Annotated in this window: 16 protein-coding genes; 13 read left to right on the top strand and 3 right to left on the bottom strand. The window is 63.6% G+C overall.

Features of this window, described 5'->3' with window-relative positions; all coding sequences use genetic code 11:
• The first annotated feature begins 494 nt into the window (after positions 1-494).
• Positions 495-1,304 carry a tetratricopeptide repeat protein gene (locus JI748_RS07510; protein WP_201636488.1) on the top strand — a complete coding sequence of 270 codons (810 nt, stop codon included), beginning with the start codon at positions 495-497 and terminating at the stop codon, positions 1,302-1,304.
• Here the strand turns inward: JI748_RS07510 and xth are convergent.
• Positions 1,301-2,095: an exodeoxyribonuclease III gene (xth, locus tag JI748_RS07505; RefSeq protein WP_201637109.1), complete on the bottom strand. Its 795-nt coding sequence runs from the start codon at positions 2,093-2,095 to the stop codon at positions 1,301-1,303. The genes JI748_RS07510 and xth overlap by 4 nt on opposite strands.
• A gap of 137 nt (positions 2,096-2,232) precedes the next feature.
• Positions 2,233-2,586, bottom strand: a complete 354-nt coding sequence (locus tag JI748_RS07500; protein WP_201636486.1) for a HesB/IscA family protein — start codon at positions 2,584-2,586, stop codon at positions 2,233-2,235.
• Positions 2,587-2,670: 84 nt separating this feature from the next.
• On the opposite strand from JI748_RS07500, the gene JI748_RS07495 reads away from it, so the two are divergent.
• The 11 genes from JI748_RS07495 (at position 2,671) to JI748_RS07445 (ending at position 15,107) form a co-directional block, all read left to right on the top strand.
• Positions 2,671-3,861, top strand: coding sequence for a deoxyguanosinetriphosphate triphosphohydrolase (locus JI748_RS07495; RefSeq protein WP_201636484.1), 1,191 nt, complete (start codon positions 2,671-2,673; stop codon positions 3,859-3,861).
• Positions 3,862-3,890: 29 nt separating this feature from the next.
• The gene (gene argS, locus JI748_RS07490; RefSeq protein WP_201636482.1) at positions 3,891-5,636 is read left to right on the top strand and encodes an arginine--tRNA ligase; all 1,746 of its coding nucleotides are present in this window, start codon (positions 3,891-3,893) and stop codon (positions 5,634-5,636) included.
• Positions 5,637-5,733: 97 nt separating this feature from the next.
• Positions 5,734-7,779, top strand: coding sequence for an SPOR domain-containing protein (locus JI748_RS07485; RefSeq protein ID WP_201636480.1), 2,046 nt, complete (start codon positions 5,734-5,736; stop codon positions 7,777-7,779).
• A gap of 42 nt (positions 7,780-7,821) precedes the next feature.
• Positions 7,822-8,607: a segregation and condensation protein A gene (locus JI748_RS07480; RefSeq protein WP_201636478.1), complete on the top strand. Its 786-nt coding sequence runs from the start codon at positions 7,822-7,824 to the stop codon at positions 8,605-8,607.
• Positions 8,604-9,245: an SMC-Scp complex subunit ScpB gene (scpB, locus tag JI748_RS07475; RefSeq protein ID WP_201636476.1), complete on the top strand. Its 642-nt coding sequence runs from the start codon at positions 8,604-8,606 to the stop codon at positions 9,243-9,245. The genes JI748_RS07480 and scpB overlap by 4 nt, the downstream gene beginning before the upstream one ends.
• A gap of 119 nt (positions 9,246-9,364) precedes the next feature.
• Positions 9,365-9,589 carry a twin-arginine translocase TatA/TatE family subunit gene (locus JI748_RS07470; protein WP_201636474.1) on the top strand — a complete coding sequence of 75 codons (225 nt, stop codon included), beginning with the start codon at positions 9,365-9,367 and terminating at the stop codon, positions 9,587-9,589.
• Between the two features lie 58 nt (positions 9,590-9,647).
• A complete protein-coding gene (gene tatB, locus JI748_RS07465) occupies positions 9,648-10,328 on the top strand; it encodes a Sec-independent protein translocase protein TatB (protein ID WP_201636472.1) in 681 nt (226 codons plus the stop codon).
• The gene (gene tatC, locus JI748_RS07460) at positions 10,328-11,143 is read left to right on the top strand and encodes a twin-arginine translocase subunit TatC (RefSeq protein WP_201636470.1); all 816 of its coding nucleotides are present in this window, start codon (positions 10,328-10,330) and stop codon (positions 11,141-11,143) included. The genes tatB and tatC overlap by 1 nt, the downstream gene beginning before the upstream one ends.
• A gap of 247 nt (positions 11,144-11,390) precedes the next feature.
• The gene (serS, locus tag JI748_RS07455) at positions 11,391-12,719 is read left to right on the top strand and encodes a serine--tRNA ligase (RefSeq protein WP_201636468.1); all 1,329 of its coding nucleotides are present in this window, start codon (positions 11,391-11,393) and stop codon (positions 12,717-12,719) included.
• The gene (surE, locus tag JI748_RS07450) at positions 12,719-13,486 is read left to right on the top strand and encodes a 5'/3'-nucleotidase SurE (protein ID WP_201636466.1); all 768 of its coding nucleotides are present in this window, start codon (positions 12,719-12,721) and stop codon (positions 13,484-13,486) included. Before serS ends, surE begins: the two co-directional genes overlap by 1 nt.
• A gap of 337 nt (positions 13,487-13,823) precedes the next feature.
• On the top strand, positions 13,824-15,107 hold the full coding sequence (locus JI748_RS07445; RefSeq protein WP_201636464.1) for a M23 family metallopeptidase: 1,284 nt from the start codon (positions 13,824-13,826) through the stop codon (positions 15,105-15,107).
• A 118-nt stretch (positions 15,108-15,225) separates the two neighbouring features.
• Here the strand turns inward: JI748_RS07445 and JI748_RS07440 are convergent, their stop codons facing one another.
• Complete coding sequence (locus tag JI748_RS07440; protein ID WP_201636462.1) at positions 15,226-16,080, bottom strand: ATP-binding protein; 855 nt, start codon at positions 16,078-16,080, stop codon at positions 15,226-15,228.
• 177 nt (positions 16,081-16,257) lie between these two features.
• Between JI748_RS07440 and yajC the strand changes: the two genes are divergently transcribed.
• Positions 16,258-16,608, top strand: coding sequence for a preprotein translocase subunit YajC (yajC, locus tag JI748_RS07435; protein WP_164535493.1), 351 nt, complete (start codon positions 16,258-16,260; stop codon positions 16,606-16,608).
• Positions 16,609-16,627: the final 19 nt, after the last annotated feature.

Raw genomic sequence — 16,627 nt, 5'->3', positions numbered from 1 at the left:
GTTGATGCCCAAATCTTCCCTCAACTGGACCGATTGTCCAGCGCTGCACTGCGGCGCCTCAAGGCATGTGACGATTCCGCAACATCGTCGCCGATTCCCGCGCGCCGTCCCACCGTGCAACGATTTGGCGATATTTTGCGCCACAATCTCCCAATAGACGTGACGCCAAGACATCCGGGGGCGGGTGTCAGCTGCTGCGTCCGGCGACTGCTGGACGATGTGCTGCCGCTCCCAGAGATTTTGAATAGAAGGCGGAGGACATCCGCCGATAGGTGACTATGCGCGCAGCAATGCGAAAATTATCGGCAAGTCTGACGCACTCTGGTCATGGGCGCGGCTGAATGCTGTCACAATATGCGTTTACGAAGTTTTTAGACTTTGCTTTGCCCGGCGAAAGCCGCGCAACGAAATTGCCGTCACATTCCGGCGCTGCCGCCCTCGCGCGCGCCGCATCTGTTTTGCCCGTCCGCGGCCCCGCGGGCGAAAGGAGCCCTATGCGCACCAGTTGCGCCACATTCTCCACCCGTGCCGCCGCAATCCTGGCGTTGGCCTTCGGCGTTGCCGTGCCCGCGCACGCCCAGACGGCCGCTGACGCCGCCTTTGATTTTGCGCGCACGCTCGATGGTGGCGGCACCATCGTGTCCGACGACACCTACCTGTCGGCCCTTGAAAGTGACGCTGCGGCCGGCCGTCCGCTCGCCCTCTGGCAGCTCGGCACCATGTATGAAAACGGCGAAGGCGTCGATAAGGACCCGGTCAAGGCCTTCAACTACTATTCCCAGATCGCCATCCAGCATGCCGACACGGCCCCAAGGGGCCTTGAAGCCGATATCGTGGCTCGCTCCTTCGTCAAACTGGGCGATTACTTCCTTCAGGGCGATCCGGAGGTCGGCCTCAAGCAGAACCTCAACGAGTCGCATCGCATGCTGCTCCACGCCGCTACCTATTTCGGCGACGCTGAAGCGCAATATCGCGTTGGCCTGCTCTACCAGCAGGAAGATGGGCTCGGCATGAGCCCGACGCTGAGCGCTCGCTGGCTCAAAAAGGCGGCAATCAAGGGTCATTGCCTGGCTCAGGCGAGCCTGGGCGACCTCCTGTTCAACGGCATGGAAGCCTATCCCGCTCGTGCCGCCGAAGGCCTGATGTGGCTCAATCAGGCGCACATCACCTGTGCGGGCAGCGCCGACCAGGCCAAGGCCGACGAGCTGTTGAACCGCGCGACTTCGATCGCCTCGCCCGAGGATCGTGCTGCCGCTGTGACGCTTGCCACTATCGGCGCCATGGATGCGGAAAACGAACTCTAGGCGCCGCCCACCGAAAAGCTGAACGCGCCTTCCACAGGGACATGATCGCTGGGCTTGTCCCAGCCGCGCACGTCCTTATGCACGACAACGTCGTCGAGCCTGTCGGCCGCCTGCGGCGACAGCATTAGATGGTCGATGCGGATCCCCGCATTGCGCCGCCAGGCGCCGGCCTGGAAGTCCCAGAAGGTGAACATCTCTTCGCCGGTAATGGCGCGCAACGCATCGGTCATGCCCATGTTCTTGAGCTTGCGAAACCGCTCCATGCTCTCGGGCCGGTAAAGCGCATCGCCCCACCAGTTTTCCGGATTGCGCGCGTCGATCGGCGCCGGGATCAGGTTAAAGTCGCCCATAAGGACAAACGGCTCTTCCAGCAGCAGCCGTTCCTCGACGAAACGGTTCAGCCGGTCCATCCAGCGCAGCTTGTACGGGAATTTCTCGCTATCCACCGGATTGCCGTTTGGCAGGTAGATATTGCACACCCGCACAATGCCGCCCTCGACCGAGAACACGCCCTCGATCAGGCGGGCCTGCTCGTCTTCCGGCTCGCCCGGCAATCCGCGATGCACCTCATCGAACCGGATCTTGGAAAGGAGCGCCACCCCGTTCCAGCTCTTCTGGCCATGAGTCTCGACATTGTAGCCAAGCGCCTCGATCTCGGCCCGCGGAAACGCCTCGTCAACGCTCTTGATCTCCTGCAGTCCGACGATGTCGGGCTTTTCTTCCTCGAGCCAACGTAGCAGTAGCTCGAGCCGCGCCTTGATGCCGTTGATGTTCCAGGTGGCAATGCGCAACGTCATGTCAGAACTCCGAGATCAACTCAGGCTGAGTCGAAAAAGTTCGGTCTTCGAGAACCGTCCCGAAGCGTACATGTCGTACGTGAGGACCGGAAGCGCAGAAAACTGAACTTTGCAGGCCAGCCTCAGTTGATCTAGACGGCAAAAGACGTGCCGCATCCGCAGGATGCAACAGCATTCGGATTCTTTATCTGAAATGACTGCCCGATCAAATCGTCGGAAAAATCGATCTCCGACCCGCCCATGAATTCAAGGCTCAGCGAGTCGATCAAAACCGTTGCCTCGCCCTTCTGCAGCACGAGGTCATCGTCCGCCGCGGTTTCCTGCACGAGATTATACTCGTACTGGAAGCCCGAACAGCCGCCGCCAGCCACCGAAATGCGCAACACCGTGCCGGGCACTTCCTTGCTGAGGATACGCGACACGCGCTTGGCGGCGCGGTCGGAAAGGGTCACGGCGGGCTTGTCGGCAAGGGCTGCAGCGGTCATGGGTGTTCTACCAGCATTCGTAATGTCATAACGCTGCCGCTAAGATAGGCGCATGAAGAGCCGTTGCAAAGGGCCAAGACCACAATGAGCGAAACCGCTTCCTATGCCAGCAAGCCCAGTCTTTCTCTTGGCCGGCTCTATGGCACCGGGCCGAGCCCAACCCGCTCAGAATTCCAGCGCGACCGCGACCGCATTATCCATTCGACCGCGTTTCGGCGCCTGCAGCACAAGACCCAGGTCTTTCTTGCCCATGAAGGCCGCCACTTTCGCAACCGCCTGACCCACACGCTGGAAGTCAGTCAGATCGCCCGCTCGATCGCTCGTGCCCTGCGCCTCGATGAAGACCTCGCCGAGGCCCTGGCCCTAAGCCATGATCTCGGCCACACGCCATTCGGCCACGCCGGAGAACGCGCCCTCGACCGCGCCATGACCGGGTTCGGCGGCTTCGATCACAATGTCCAAGCGCTCCGCGTCGTCACCCTGCTCGAAAACCGATACGCCGAGCACGACGGTCTCAATCTGACTTGGGAAACCCTCGAAGGCATTCTCAAGCACAACGGTCCCCTGGTCGACGACAAGGGCCAGCCCACGGCTCGCTACCGCGAACACGGCCTGCCCACCGGCATCGATGAAATCCAGACCCCGGCGGATCTGCGCCTCTCCACCTATGCGAGCCTCGAGGCGCAAGCCGCGGCCATCGCCGACGATATCGCCTACAATGCCCACGACATCGACGACGCCCTACGAGCCGGCCTCGTGGTTCTCGATGACTTCCGAGACGTGCCGCTTGCGGGCTCGATCGTGCGCGAAGTGCTCGACCTTTATCCCGGGATCGGCAGCAAGCGGCAGACCCATGAAGTGCAGCGACGCATGATCACGCGCGCGGTGGAAGATGTCATCAGAACCAGCAGCGTCAACATTGCCGCTGCCGCCTTGACCTCGGCCGAGGACGTGCGCCTCGCCGGTAAAACACTGGTTACCTTTTCCGACGATACCGCCGCTGCGGAAAAGGGCCTCAAAACCTTCCTCTTCGCGCGCGTTTACCGCCATGAGGCAGTTATGACGCCGGTGCGCGAAAGCGAAGCCGTCGTCGAGCGGCTGTTCTCCCGCTACATGGAAACAGCCGACATGCCAGGCCGCTGGGGCGAAGCGGGCAGGGCGGTCGAAGGCGCTGCCCGCGCGCGCATCGTCGCCGATTTCATCGCGGGCATGACCGACCCCTACGCGCTCGATGAACACGGCCGTCTGTTTGACGCTCGACCGGAATTCCGTTAACCGGACCCGATCCAAACCTTAGGTTCGACATGGACATTTTTGCGCTTTTCACCACGCGGGTTACCGAGGCCCTGCGCGCCGACTATCCCGAGCTCGATGCAGCTCTGCTGTCGCGCGTCGTGGTGGAGCCGCCCCGCGACCCGGCGCATGGCGATCTGTCGACCAATGCGGCCATGGTCGTCGCAAAGCCTTTGGGCAAGAACCCGCGCGAAGTTGCCGCTGCTCTCGTCGAGCGCTTCAAGGGCACTCCAGATGTCGAAAGCGTTGAAGTCGCCGGCCCCGGCTTCATCAACTTCCGCCTGTCCAACAGCATCTGGCACCAGGTCCTGAAGGCCGTCGGCGCCCAAGGCGCCAACTATGGTCGCTCCGACCTGGGCCAAGGCGAGCGCGTCAACATCGAATACGTCTCGTCCAACCCCACCGGCCCCATGCATGTTGGTCACACTCGCGGCGCCGTTTTCGGCGACGCCCTGGCCTCGCTCATGGCTTGGTCTGGCTACGACGTGACCCGCGAATATTATATCAACGACACCGGCGGCCAGACAGTTATCCTCGGCCGCTCCGCCCTTCTGCGCTATCGCGAGGCGCTGGGCGAAACCATCGAAATTCCGTCCGGCTTCTACCCTGGCGACTACCTCATACCCGTCGGCCAGGCCCTCGCTGCCGAACACGGTCGCGTCTTGCTCGACATGCCCGAAGAAGAGGCCGTGCTGATCGCTCGCGAGACGGCGCTTGCGGCCATGATGGAGTTGATCAAGGCCGACCTCGCCCAGCTCAACGTCCACCACGACGTCTTTTTCTCCGAGCGCCAGCTGCACGGCGCCGGCGGCGACATCGAAAAGACCCTCGCCTGGCTGCGCGAGGAGGGCATGGTCTATGAGGGCCGTCTCGACCCGCCCAAGGGCAAGACCCCCGAAGACTGGGAAGACCGCGAACAGACCCTGTTCCGCGCCACCGACTACGGCGACGATACCGATCGCGCCCTGGTAAAATCCGACGGCGCCTACACCTATTTTGCCGCCGACATTGCCTACCACCGCAACAAATACCTGCGCGGCTTCAATCACATGGTCAACGTGCTGGGCGCGGACCACTCTGGGTACGTCAAGCGCTTGCAGGCTGCGGTCAAAGCTGTCTCGCACAACGAAGCCGATATCGACGTTCGCATCTGCCAGCTCGTCCGCCTGCTCAAGAATGGCGAGCCGTTTAAGATGAGCAAGCGCTCCGGCGACCTGATCACGCTGTCCGACTTGGTCGACGAGGTCGGCGCCGACGCCACCCGCTTCATGCTGCTGTTCCGGCGCAATGACGCGGCGATGGATTTCGATTTTGCGCTGGTCAAGGAACAGACCCGCGACAACCCGGTCTTCTACGTTCAATACGCCCACGCCCGCGCCTGCTCGATCTTCCGCACCGCCGCCCGCGACATGCCTGAACTGGATGTCTCCGCCGCAGCGCTGGCGGGCGCTGAGACCGAATTGTTGGACACCGCAGCCGATATTGAGCTCATCCGCCTTCTTGGCGCCTGGCCACGCACGGTGGCTGCAGCAGCGGTCGCACACGAGCCGCATCGCATCGCCTTTTACGTCCACGACCTCGCCGCCGCCTTCCATGGCTTCTGGGCTAAAGGCAAGGATGATCCGTCTTTACGCGTTGTTAACCCAACAGAGCCGACTCTAACGCTCGCTCGACTCGCTCTTGTGGATGCGGTTCGTCAGGTGATCCGTAACGGCCTCGGCATTCTGGGGGTGGGGGCGCCCGAGGAGCTTTCATAATTCGGGCGTATTGGTGTGAACATTCGCGGTACAATCCATAATGGAAACTTCCGCTTTCTAGGGGCGCTGCCAGATGACGTCAGCGAAACCGAACTCAATGGCCGCACAGACTGACGCACCGGACGACCTGATCGCTGAGCTTGCTCGCTTGATGGCCGACGATGCCCGCGCCGACGCTCCCGCCAAGCCGCAGCCCGCGCCGATGGCCTCGCCGTCGGCACCCGTTCGCATTCCCGGTGCCGACCTGCCGCAATCCGGTGCCGCGCCTCGTCCGCAAGCCAGCCCGGTTCGCATACCAGGCGGCGAACCGGCAGCCCCGGCGCCGGCCTCGGCCATTGCCGAACCGTTCAACTTCGATTTCGCGCTCAACAAGCCCGCCGGTCCGGTAACTCCCATTGCGGCCGCTCCCGTCCAGGTTCAGCCCGCGCCGCAACCGGCAGTGGTGAAGCCGGTGGTCGAGGAATCTGTCGAGCCTCAGGCGCTTGATCACGATAGCCTTGCAGACCTCATCGCTGCCGAGCTTGCCGGCGAGGCCAATCAAGGCACCCCGCAGCCTGAACCCATCCCCGTCGTGACCGGCCCGGCACCCGCTGAAGACAATTTCGGCGTGCCGCCGGTTTTCGGTTTTGGTTCCCCCAAGGCGGCTCAGCCGGCTGCCACCGCCGTCACCATCGTCGAACCTGAAATCGCTCCGACCCCTGAGCCCATCAACGTCGCTCCGCGCGTGGAGCCGACCGTTGCGGTGCCGGCTGAGCCTGAAGCCAAGGCCGATCCGCTTCGCGACATCGAAAACCTGGTGGGGTCCGCCATCCGGCTCAATCAGCCGGTTGCGACGCCCGCCGCACCGAGCCCTGCGCTGCGCAGCCTCGCGACCCCCACATTGCCGGCGTCCGAACCCCAGCGCCGGAGCGAACCATCCGTCCGTGCTCCCAGCGGCGCCGGCTCGGTGGACGATGCCATCCTCGCTGCCGCCGCAGCAACCGGAGCCCGGGTCGAGTGGGTTAATCCAGAAGGCGATCTGGTTGAAGCTGAAGAGATGGCGCCGATCCGGCCACGCCGTCCGCGCGGCCCGGTTTTCGGGCTATCCCGCGCCGTCGCCGGACCTCTGGTTGCCGTGGGCCTGCTTGGCGCCGCCGGCGTCGGGCTCTATTTCATGCTTGGCCAGAGCGCCGCGCCCACTGGTCCTGCGCCGCTGATCGCCGCTGACACAACTGCCATCAAGGAAGTGCCGGAGCCCGTAGAGGCCGCCCCGCAGCAATCGGTTGTCTTCAACGAAATCGCTGGCAATAACGACGGCACCGACGAGCAGCTGGTTTCGCGCGATCAGGCTGACGAAGAAGCCGTCACCGAAGCCGCGACCACTGCAGCGCTCGACAGCAGTTCCGGCATCGCCCCTCCAGCCGAGGGTGGCACGATCAATCCGAACGCCGATGGCCTCGTCAACCGCAAGGTCCGCACCGTCACGGTTCGTCCCGATGGCACGATCGTCAGCGGCGATGACAGCCTTGCGGGCGCCTCGATCCTTCCCGTCGACCGCCCCAACGTGCCCGAAGTTCCGGGCGCCGACACCTCGACCCCAAGCCTTCTTGCGAACGCTGACCCTTCCGCGGCCGGCGCAACGACCGTGCCCTCAACCGCGCCCGTTACGGCCTTGCCCGAAGCTACTGCACCTGCCGTTGTTCCGGTTCAGCCCGGCGCCGTGGTGCCGGTCGTGGACGCCACAGGCCAGCCGATCGCCGGACGCACGGTGACCACGCCGCTGCAGCGCCCCGCCGATCTTCAGACCGCCGCTGCGTCGCCCGCCGCGCTTCCGGCTGCCACGACGCCCGAACCGACGCCTCTGACCCCGACCACCACCACGCCCGCCGCTGCCGCCACTGCTGCAGTTCCGGCGGGAGGCTCCGCCGCGGCCTATGTTCAGCTCTCCTCCCAGCGCAGCGAAGACGCCGCCCGCGAATCCGCCCAGGCCATCGCCACGCGTTACGGCGTCCTTTTCGGCGGTGCCAATCTCGAGATCCAGCGTGTGGACCTTGGCGAACGTGGCATCTATTTCCGCGTCCTGGTGCCCGCCGCCGATCGTGCCGGTGCCTCCAACATCTGCACCAATGTCAAAGCCGCCGGCGGCGACTGCCTGATCCTCTGACCCCAGCTTGACCTTGGCCGCCCGCGCGGCCAAGGATGGGCCATGACGGGCACTTCGCAAAGCAACTGGTTCGACACGCCGGCCCCACCGCCGGCAGACGAAGTGCTGCATGTTGATGTCGACGGCTATGAAGGCCCGCTCGATCTCCTGCTCGATCTCGCCCGCCGGCAGAAGGTCGATCTTTCCGCCATTTCCGTGCTTGCGCTGGCCGAGCAATACCTCGCCTTCATCACCACCATCCGCGATCGCCGCATCGAGGTCGCCGCCGATTACCTGGTCATGGCCGCCTGGCTCGCCTACCTCAAGAGCCGCCTCATGGTGCCTCAGGCGCCCGGCGACGAGGAACCTTCGGGCGAAATGCTTGCCGCCATGCTCGCCTTCCGCCTCAAGCGCCTCGAAGCCATGCGCACCGCCGCAAACCGCCTGATGAGCCGGTCGCGTCTTGGCGACCAGGTCCATGCACGCGGCCAGCCGGAGCCCATCGAGATCAAGCGCCGCCCTCTCTGGGAAGCAACGCTCTACGACCTGCTCAAAGCCTATGCCGGCCAGCGCGAGCGCAGCGTTCAGCCCGAATATAGCCCCAAACTGCGAACCGTCTGGTCCCTCCAGGACGCCCGCGACATGCTCACCCGCATGATCGGCGACTCCGGCGACTGGATTTCTCTCGACTCCTACCTCGTCGATTACCTCGCCACCCCGGCCGAACGCGTTACCGTTCGCGCCTCGACCTTTGCCTCGAGCCTCGAACTCGTCCGCCAGGGCGAAATCGACATCCGCCAGACCCAGACCTTCGGCCCCCTTTTCGTTCGCCGCCGGAGCAAGAGTTGAGCGACGTCGTGGGGCGGCAGCTGCGCATCGTCGAAGCGCTGCTGTTCGCCTCCGCCGAACCTCTGCGTCCCGCCGATATCGCCCCCTTCCTCGAAGGAGCCGACATCCCCGAGCTGCTCGAAACCCTTCGGACGCAATACGAGGGCAGGGGAGTGAACCTCGTCCGCCGCGGCGATGCCTGGGCTTTCCGCACCGCCGAAGACCTCGGCTTCCTGCTCCGCCGAGAGCAAAACGAAACCCGGCCGCTCTCCCGCGCCGCGCTCGAAACCCTCTCCATCATCGCCTATCACCAGCCCGCCACCCGCGCCGAAATCGAGGACGTCCGAGGCGTCGCAACCGGCAAGGGCACGCTCGATCTGCTGATGGAAGCAGGCTGGGTGCGCATGCGTGGCCGCCGCCGCACCCCCGGCCGTCCCGTGACCTATGGAACCACTGACGCCTTCCTCGACCACTTTGGCCTCGAGGCGCTTTCCGATCTTCCTGGTCTCGATGAGCTCAAGGGCGCCGGCCTCCTTTCCGGCCGCCTGCCGCCCGATCTCCAGATCCCACTTCCTTTCGACGGCATGCTCCACCCCGACGAAGACCCGCTCGACGCCTCCGACCTCGGCGACCCCGATCCTGACGACGAGGCGGAATAGACTGCTACACGCGCCTTTGTGCGGCCTTCACGGATGCGTTCTTGTGTTTGCCCGCGTTTGAACCTATTTCTCGGGTCATCTATCGCGTGTAACGCGTACCAGAATCTAGAGGAACCACCATGCACGCGCCGTCTATCTGGGGTATTCTTGTTGTCGCCGTTGTCGTCATCCTGCTGTTCGGCCGCGGAAAGATTTCCGGCATGATGGGCGAAGTCGCCTCCGGCATCAAAGCCTTCCAGAAGGGCATGAAGGACGACGATCGCCCCGCTGAGCGCATCCAGACCACGGCCGATATCGAAGCGGCCCGCGAAGCCGAAAAGACTTCGACCACGCGCGACGTCTGATCGGCAACTCCCAGCCGGGAGTTAGGAGCGGCCCCGCCGCTATGGGGAGACTATTGCCATGCTCGGCCTAGGCTGGACAGAGATGCTGGTGATCGGCGTGGTCGCGCTGATTTTCATCGGTCCAAAGGACCTGCCGGTGGTCATGAACCGCGTCGGCAAGGTGGTTGGCCAGATCCAGCGCATGGGACGCGAGTTCCAGCGTGAGATCAACAAGAGCACCGGTCTTGATGAAGTGCGCAACTTGCGCAATTCCATTACGGCCCCGTTGAAGCAGACGGCGGACGAAATCCGCCGCGAGTTCAACACCATGAACAAGGACGGCACGCAAAGCCCGTCCGGTGTCATCAAGCCTTCCGACCCCAAGGTCGAAAGCGTCGCCGACGAGATTCGCGCCAAGGCCGGAATGCCCGCCGCCCCCAAGAGCAGCACCGAGCTGGCCATGGAATATGGCTTCAAATCCACTGAGAAGCCGGCTGCCGACCTCGTGCCTATCGAAAAGCTCGCGCCGGTCAAAGCCACGCGCAAGCGCGTCACCAAGCCTGCTCATGTCGCGACCGCCGACTCCGAACACGTGGAAGTCGCCGACACCGGCCCGGTACCCGTAGTCGTCAAGCCAGCCCGTAAACGCGCTGCCAAGCCGCCGACCCCGGTGGCCACCGAAGACGCTCCTGCCGCCGCGCCCAAAAAGCCGCGCGCGCCACGCAAGAAACCTGCTGATCCGGCTGGAGACGCCCAATAATGGCCGACACCCCGCAGCTCGAAGATAAGTCCAAGCCTGAAGTCGAAGACGAACTCGCCGGCAGTGAAGCCCCGCTGATGGAGCATCTGGTCGAGCTGCGCAAGCGGCTGATTGCCAGTGCCATCGCCATTGTCGTTCTGATGGTGATCTGCTTCCTCTTCGCAGGCCAGATCTTTGACGTGCTGCTCAATCCTTATCGTTCCATCTACCCCAATCCGGGCGACATGGAGCTGATCTACACCGCTCCGCAAGAATTCTTCTTCACCCAGGTCAACCTCGCCTTTTTCGGCGCCATCTTCATCGGCTTCCCGTTCCTTGCGACGCAGATCTACGGCTTCGTTTCGCCGGGTCTCTACAAGCACGAGCGCAAGGCGCTGGTGCCATATCTCATCGCCACGCCGGTGTTTTTCCTGCTTGGCGCGGCCATGGTTTATTTCGTCGTCCTGCCCATGGCGCTTGGCTTTTTCGCCGGCATGCAGACCGAAGAGATCAAACTTCTCGCCAAGGTCTCTGAATACCTATCGTTGGCCATGACGCTGATCCTCGCTTTCGGCGTCTGTTTCCAACTCCCCGTCGTGCTCACGCTCTTGGCCCAACTCGACCTCATCGGCGTCAAGACCCTCGAGCACGGCCGCCGCTACGCCATTGTCGCCATCCTGATCATCGCCGCCTTCATCACGCCGCCCGATCCGGTCTCCCAGATCGGCCTGGCCCTGCCCATGTACGGCCTATACGAACTCTCCATCCTCTCCGTCCGCCTCGTCGAACGCCGCCGCAAGGCAGCCCTCGCGGCCCAGGAAGCCGAGCAGGCCTAACCTCGCTTACCTCGCCCCTCCGGGGAGAGGTCGCCGCGAAGCGGCGGGTGAGGGGGCCTTTACTGTTCTGAGTGACCCCGCTCGTGTCACCTCCCACCGGCCCAACTCCTCCCCCGTCTGACGGGGGAGGCCGGGTGGGGGTACCTCCCCATCCACCGGCGCCCGCACCTTCCCCCTTGCACCCCCACCCCCACCTCCGTAAACAAACCGCGTCACAACCGAGGCGGGCTTTGGCCCGAAATCAGCGATGTTCGATATCAAGTGGATCCGAGACAACCCGGAAGCCTTCGACCAGGCCATGTCGGTGCGCAAGAATGTCTCCGTCCGCTCCGCCGATCTCATCGCCATCGACGAGCGCCGCCGCGCCGTCATCGTCCGCCTCAACGAAGCGCAGGAAAAGCGCAACAGCCTCTCCAAGCAGATCGGCCAGGCCAAGGCGCAAAAGGACGAAGCCAAAGCGCAAGAGCTGATGGCCGAAGTCGGCCGCCTCAAGGAGTTCATCCCCGAAGGCGAGGCGCAGGAACGCGCCGTCGAAAAGGAACTCCGCGACACTCTCGCCGCCATCCCCAACATGCCGCTCGAAGACGTCCCGCCCGGCGACGACGAGAGCGACAATGTCGAATATTTCGGCGCCAACGGTAACCAAGCGACTGCTGCCAAAGCTCGTCCGCCCAAGCCGCATCTGAGCTTTGCGCCCAAGGAGCACTTCGACATCGGCGTCGCCGAAAAGGATATGGACTTCGAAACCGCCGCCAAACTTTCGGGCAGCCGCTTCGTCATCCTCAAGGGCCAGATCGCCCGCCTCGAGCGCGCCCTCGGCCAGTTCATGCTCGACCTGCACACGGCAGAGCATGGCTATACTGAAGTCCAGCCCCCGGTTCTGGTGCGTGACGAGGCCATGTTTGGGACAGGCCAGTTGCCGAAGTTTGATGGCGATTTCTTCTTCACCGAACATGGCGACAGCCGCCTTGCGCTGATCCCCACCGCCGAAGTTCCGCTGACCAACATGGTCCGCGAGTCCATCCTGTCGGAAGAGGAACTTCCCCTCCGCTTCACCGCCTTGACACCATGCTTCCGCTCCGAAGCCGGCTCTGCCGGCCGCGACACGCGCGGCATGCTGCGTCAGCACCAGTTCAACAAGGTGGAACTGGTCTCGATCGTCACTCCGGAAGAGTCGCTCAACGAACACGAGCGCATGCTGTCCGCGGCCGAAACTGTCTTGCAGCGCCTTGGCCTCCATTACCGCGTCATGAAGCTTTGCACCGGCGACATGGGCTTTGGTGCCCGCCGCACCTATGACATGGAAGTCTGGCTCCCCGGCCAGAACACCTATCGCGAAATTTCCTCGGTCTCCGTCTGCGGCGATTTCCAGGCCCGCCGTATGGAAGCGCGCTATCGTCCGTCCGGCGAAAAGCAGGCGCCGCGCTATGTCCATACGCTTAACGGCTCCGGCACCGCCGTCGGTCGCTGCCTTATCGCCGTGCTCGAAAACTACCAGCAGGAAGACGGCTCGGTGGCTATCCCCGAAGCGCTCCAGCCCTATATGGGTGGCCTCACCGCCATCGGTTCGCGCTGATGGCCCTGCGCATCCTCCTCACCAATGACGATGGCGTGGATGCGCCGGGCCTTGCCGTGATGGCCGATATCGCCGCCCAATTGAGCGACGATGTGTGGATCGTCGCACCCGACGGCAATCAATCCGGGGCAGGGCACCGCTTCACCTTTGGCCGTGAACTGACGCTCGATGAACGCGGCCCTCGCCGCTTCGCCGTGGTCGGCGGCTCCCCCGCCGATTGCGTCGTCGCCGGCATGACCCATCTTCTTGGCGATAAGCCCGCCGATCTTGTCCTCTCGGGCGTAAACGCCGGCCAGAATCTGGGCGACATCGTCAACTGCTCCGGCACGGCAGGCGGCGCCAGGGAAGGGGCCCTTCAGGGCGCCATTGGCATCGCCATGAGCCAGTCCATGGACTACAACAGCTCGCGTCAGGCCGATTGGGAAAACGCCGTCCACTTCGGCGCCAGAACGGTTGAGGCGATCCTGGCAGCCCACGCCGGCGATGACGTCTTCTACAACGTCAACTTCCCCTTCTGCGACACATCGGAAGTCACCGGCCTCGCCGCCGTCCCGCACCAGCGCTTCTCCCGCTCTCCCATCCGTCACTACGCCAGCGATAATCCCGGCGGCTTCTTCATGGCCATCCCCGAAACACCCTTGCCGCTCGATCCCGAAGCCGACTTCGAAGTGCTGCGCAAAGGCAACAAGATCACGGTGACACCGATGGCCCTGCAGATGACGCATCAAGGTGCTCTTGCCCGGCTGAGTTCACTTAAGCTTCCTTAAGTCACCCCCTTCCGAGCTGCGCTAAGGCGCTGCGCACCTAAGCTTCGCTTGCCTTCCCCTCTAAGGGGAAGGTAACGCCAGTGGGCTTGGCACCATGGTGCGACAACCTCGATCTCACCCTCCCCCTCAGAGGGGAGGGCACCGAAGCTAGGCCCCTTGGCCGTAGCGCAGGTGGGAGGGGGTGCCTTCCTCCCACACGCCATCTCCCCTTAACCTTACCCACCCCTGAATCCACGCTCCACAATTCCACTCAAACTGCATCGGCTTTAAACTCGTCTTTACCTTACCCGCGTAGTTTCAAACTCAGTTGTTGAGTATCCTGCGTACGAGTAAGCCGATGCGTGATCGCGTTTCCCTGCGGACCCCGAGAAGTGCAGTCGCCGTGGCCGGTGTCATAGTGGCAGCGGTTGGTTTGTCCGGCTGTTCCAGCCTTGGCAGCCGTACCCTTGGCGACAATACGACCACCAGCGCGATCAATTCGCGCCCACCCACCACGCTTAATCAGCCCATGCCTGCAAGCCTTGGCGCCGCACAGAACGTGCAGGTTGCTGGCATGCAGCAATACCTGCCGCCTGCACAGGTCGGCGGTGGCGGCTGGAATGGTGGCGGCAACACATTGCCTCCCGCACCCGCCTCGTCGCCGGGTTGGATGCAACCGGCGGGCGCCATGCCCTCCGTGCAGTCTCAGACTTTGCCTTCGTTGAACTCGTCGTCACCAATGGGAACCCCGCAAGCCATGCCCGCACAGCAGACCCTTGCCCCGCTGCCGGCTGCTCCTGCGGTCGCTGCGCTGGGCGCCAACTCTTCGCTCCCCGTCAATTCCAGCGTCCCGATGCCGCCCGCCCCGGCTGCCGCAAACAGCAACGGCGCCTATACGCACACCATCGCTGGCGGCGAGTCGCTCTATACCATTGCTCGCAAATACGATGTGACCACCCAGGCTCTCGTCCTTGCCAATGGCCTGTCTTCGCCGGACAAGATCGTCGTCGGCCAGAAGGTCATCATCCCAGGCCGCAGCGACCTCGTTAACTCCACGCCGCAAGCACCGGCACCTGTTCAGGTCGCCGCGGCCAATGTGCAGACCCTTGCCACCGTCCCGACCACGCCGGGCCTCGCTCCCGCCGCCGGTACCCTCCAGGCGCCGACCGCTGCTGCCGCAACGCCGGCTCCAGCTGCACCGGCGCCCGTCGCTACCCCCGCGCCGACCCAGGTCGCGGCCGCACCGGCTCCTGCCGCCGAGCCCGCCATGTCGGGCAGCGACAAGTTCCGCTGGCCGGTTTCCGGTCGCGTCATCACCGACTTTGCCGCCTCGCGCGGCACCGGCATCAATATCGATGTGCCCGCCGGTTCTTCGGTCAAGGCCGCTGAAAATGGCACCGTCATCTATGTCGGCTCTGGCGTTGAAGGCTACGGCAACCTGATCCTGGTCCGTCACCCCAATGGCTACGTCTCCGCCTATGCCCATCTCGACGGCATGAGCGTCGCCAAGGGCGCCACCGTCAGCCGCGGCGATGCGCTGGGCACAGTCGGCCAGACCGGCTCGGTGTCCAAGCCCCAGCTCCACTTCGAACTGCGCAAGGGCGCGACCCCGGTCGACCCGGTCCCGCTGCTCGCCAGCTAAACGCCTGCCCAAGATCTCCAGAAAAGGGCCGCAGTGGTGCGCGGCCCTTTTTCTATTCTTACCTCGCCCCTCCGGGGAGAGGTCGCCGCAAAGCGGCGGGTGAGGGAGTCTTTACTTTCTAAACCGCCTTGCCCTCTTCCCCCGCCAGCGTCCGCACCAGCTGAATGGCCACGCGACCCGACCGGGCCCCACGCGTCGCCGCCCACTCGATCGCCCGCGCCCGCAACGTCTCCGCATCGATCGCGAGCCCATAAAATTCGGCATATCCACTGACCATTGCCAAGTAATTGTCCTGGTCCGAATTGTGGAAGCCCAGCCACAGCCCGAACCGGTCGGACAGCGACACCTTCTCCTCCACCGCCTCGCCCGGGTTGATCGCCGTCGATCGCTCGTTCTCGATCATGTCCCGCGGCATTAAATGCCGCCGGTTCGACGTCGCATAGAATAGCACATTGTCCGGCCGCCCCTCGAGCCCGCCGTCCAGAATGGTCTTGAGCGATTTGTAGCTCGTCTCGCCGCTATCAAAGCTGAGGTCGTCGCAGAAGACGATAAACCGCGCATCCTGACCCGCGATGGCCCGCATCAAAACCGGCAGCGTTTCGAGATCTTCCCGCGCGATTTCGATCAGCACCAGCCGCTCAAAACCCTCGCGCTCCAGCACATCGGCGTGAATTGCCTTGACCAGTGATGACTTACCCATGCCGCGAGCGCCCCAGAGCAGGGCATTGTTCGCGCCATGCCCACGCGCAAACTGCTCGGTATTCTTGAGCAAAATGCCTTTGACCTGATCGATACCGCGCAACATCCGCAACGGAACCCGCGAGACTTTCGGCACTGCCAGCAGCGTCCCCGATTCTCCCTGCCAGTGATAAGCGTCAGCCCCGCCCAGCCGAAACGGTTCGGGTGCTGCGGAGCCACGCGCAAGAATCTCCAGCGCATCGGCGATTCTGCTCAGATAGTCTTTGGTCTTCACCGTCTCGTCCTTGTGAAATGGGTGGCGCTATTGGCTTTGCAATCAGCCAACCCGAAATGTATAGTCCGCGCGATTTTGGCTGGGGCGCAAGTGCAGGACCGCTGGATAGCGTCCAGCCCGCACCAGCCGACCCTTTTCCAAAAACGCGCCAAGAAGAAACGATTAGGAGATCGCTTGATGTTTGTAACGCCCGCCTATGCCCAGGATGCTGTCGGAGCCCCCGGAGGCATGGCTGACATCTTCATCCAGCTGATGCCGATCGCTCTTCTCGTGCTGATTTTCTGGCTGCTGATCTTCCGCCCGCAGCAGAAGCGCCTCAAGGCCCAGCAGGCCATGCTTTCCGCCATCCGCCGCGGCGACACCGTCGTCACCACCGGCGGCATCGTCGGCAAGGTGACCAAGGCCGTCGATGGCGAAGACCTCGAAGTCGAAATTTCGCCCAATGTGAAGGTCAAGCTGGTCCGCGGCATGGTTGCCGATGTGCGTTCCAAGTCCGAGCCGGTTAACGACAACAAGCCGGTCGCTTAAGACGAACCGATCCAGCCGG

Source organism: Devosia rhizoryzae, from assembly GCF_016698665.1.
In the GTDB taxonomy this organism is placed as follows: Bacteria; Pseudomonadota; Alphaproteobacteria; order Rhizobiales; family Devosiaceae; genus Devosia; species Devosia rhizoryzae.
Note: the sequence above shows the minus strand (reverse complement) of the source record. Positions and strands in the feature narration are given on the sequence as shown.